At 47.7% G+C, this 3,112-nt stretch carries 1 rRNA gene; it reads right to left on the reverse strand.

Going from position 1 to position 3,112, the window contains the following annotated elements:
- Positions 1 to 13: 13 nt before the first annotated feature.
- Positions 14 to 2,837 (reverse strand): 23S ribosomal RNA (locus OS188_RS14655).
- Positions 2,838 to 3,112 lie beyond the last annotated feature (275 nt).

Raw genomic sequence — 3,112 nt, forward strand, 5'->3', positions numbered from 1 at the left:
AAAAAAACAGGCGTACAATAAGCCTATGGGTTATTAGTACTACTTGGCTATGACATTGCTGCCTTTACACCTGTAGCCTATCAACGTAGTAATCTCCTACGACCCTTTAAAGAAATCTCATCTTGTGGTGGGTTTCGCGCTTATATGCTTTCAGCGCTTATCCCTTCCAAACGTAGCTACCCAGCAATGCTCCTGGCGGAACAACTGGTACACCAGAGGTTTGTCCAACTCGGTCCTCTCGTACTAGAGTCAGATCCACTCAAATTTCTAACGCCCACTGTAGATAGAGACCGAACTGTCTCACGACGTTCTGAACCCAGCTCGCGTGCCACTTTAATGGGCGAACAGCCCAACCCTTGGGACCTTCTCCAGCCCCAGGATGTGACGAGCCGACATCGAGGTGCCAAACCCCCCCGTCGATATGAGCTCTTGGGGGAGATCAGCCTGTTATCCCCGGCGTACCTTTTATCCTTTGAGCGATGGCCCTTCCATGCGGAACCACCGGATCACTATGCTCTACTTTCGTACCTGATCGACCTGTATGTCTCTCAGTCAAGCTCCCTTATGCCATTGCACTCTACGCACGGTTACCAAGCGTGCTGAGGGAACCTTTAGAAGCCTCCGTTACTCTTTTGGAGGCGACCACCCCAGTCAAACTACCCACCAAGCACTGTCCCCTTTTGTGAAGGGTTAGACTCTAGACAAGCAAAGGGTGGTATTTCAACAATGACTCCACAACACCTGGCGATGCTGCTTCGAAGTCTCCCACCTATCCTACACATTACTTATCCAAAACCAATACTAAGCTATAGTAAAGGTGCACGGGGTCTTTTCGTCCCACAGCGGGTAATCGGCATCTTCACCGATACTACAATTTCACCGAGCTCATGGCTGAGACAGTGTCCAGATCGTTGCACCATTCGTGCAGGTCGGAACTTACCCGACAAGGAATTTCGCTACCTTAGGACCGTTATAGTTACGGCCGCCGTTTACTGGGGCTTCATTTCATTGCGTCGCCGAAGCTAACAACTCCACTTAACCTTCCAGCACCGGGCAGGTGTCAAGCCTTATACATCATCTTTCGATTTAGCAAAGCTCTGTGTTTTTGATAAACAGTCGCCTGGACTCTTTCACTGCGGCCCATCCGTAGATGGGCGACGCTTCTCCCGAAGTTACGCGTCTATTTTGCCTAGTTCCTTAGCCATGAATCTCTCGAGCTCCTTAGAATTCTCATCCCAACCACCTGTGTCGGTTTGGGGTACAGGCTGCTTCACTCGCTTTTCTTGGAAGTCGCTTCTCTGGATTATCACCTTGGCCGTAGCCTCAGTGTACTATCGCCGTGTTACCACTGGCTTCAACGTGCTATTCCGTCAGCACGCACCAAATATACGCCTCCGTCACTTTTATCGTGAGCAGGTACAGGAATATTAACCTGTTGTCCATCCACTACCCCTTTCGGGTTCGCGTTAGGTCCTGACTAACCCTCAGCTGATTAGCATAGCTGAGGAAACCTTGGTTTTTCGGAGTGCGGGTTTCTCGCCCGCATTATCGTTACTTATGCCTACATTTTCTTTTGTAGCTTCTCCAGCATCCCTCACAGAACACCTTCGACGACACTACAATGCTCCCCTACCCATCTTTCGATGCCATAGCTTCGGTAGTATGTTTATGCCCGATTATTATCCATGCCGAACCGCTCGACTAGTGAGCTGTTACGCACTCTTTAAATGAATGGCTGCTTCCAAGCCAACATCCTAGCTGTCTAAGCAGTTCAACCTCGTTTATTCAACTTAACATACATTTGGGGACCTTAGCTGATGGTCTGGGTTCTTTCCCTCTCGGACATGGACCTTAGCACCCATGCCCTCACTGCTGATTAACATTTTATAGCATTCGGAGTTTGTCAGGAATTGGTAGGCGGTGAAGCCCCCGCATCCAATCAGTAGCTCTACCTCTATAAAACTATAAATCAACGCTGCACCTAAATGCATTTCGGGGAGTACGAGCTATTTCCGAGTTTGATTGGCCTTTCACCCCTACCCACAGGTCATCCGAAGACTTTTCAACGTCTGGCGGTTCGGTCCTCCATTTAGTGTTACCTAAACTTCAACCTGCCCATGGGTAGATCACACGGTTTCGCGTCTACCACTACTAACTAAAGCGCCCTATTCAGACTCGCTTTCGCTACGGATCCGGTACTTAATACCTTAACCTTGCTAGCAACGGTAACTCGTAGGCTCATTATGCAAAAGGCACGCCGTCACAGCACGAAGCCGCTCCGACCGCTTGTAAGCGTATGGTTTCAGGTTCTATTTCACTCCCTTATTCAGGGTTCTTTTCACCTTTCCCTCACGGTACTAGTTCACTATCGGTCTCTCAGGAGTATTTAGCCTTATCGGATGGTCCCGACTGTTTCATACAGGATTTCTCGTGTCCCGCACTACTCAGGATACCACTATCTTCACATTCTATACCTATACCGGGCTATCACCGTCTATGGCCTGTCTTTCCAAACAGTTCTAGTTCATCATGTGTCAAATATCGTGGTCCTACAACCCCGATATTGCCGTAACAATACCGGTTTGGGCTAATCCGCGTTCGCTCGCCGCTACTTACGGAATCACTTTTGTTTTCTTCTCCTCCGGGTACTTAGATGTTTCAGTTCTCCGGGTTCGCCTCCTTGCGGATACTATATCTTCAATATAGTGGGTTGCCCCATTCGGATATCTGCGGATCAATTTGTATGTGCCAATCCCCGCAGCTTTTCGCAGCTTATCACGTCCTTCATCGCCTCTGAGAGCCTAGGCATTCCCCATACGCTCTTATTTAGCTTATTGTACTATTTGCTTTTTTAATGAGTTTATTGATTAAAGGCTCGTAAACCTTAATCAATCTTAAATTACTTGTAACTTTTGGAACAATCCAAAAATTACTTTTCATGTATCTTTTTCAATATGTCAATGAACTTTTAAACATCTGGCTTGACCAGATATCTCATAGGTTTCTTTCAATTAAATTGACAGTTCCCTATTGAGATACCCACTTTCGTGAGTACTTTGGTGGAGAATATCGGAGTCGAACCGATGACCTTCCCGATGTAATCGGGACGCTC

Source organism: Xanthomarina sp. F1114 (assembly GCF_026410255.1).
In the GTDB taxonomy this organism is placed as follows: domain Bacteria; phylum Bacteroidota; class Bacteroidia; order Flavobacteriales; family Flavobacteriaceae; genus Xanthomarina.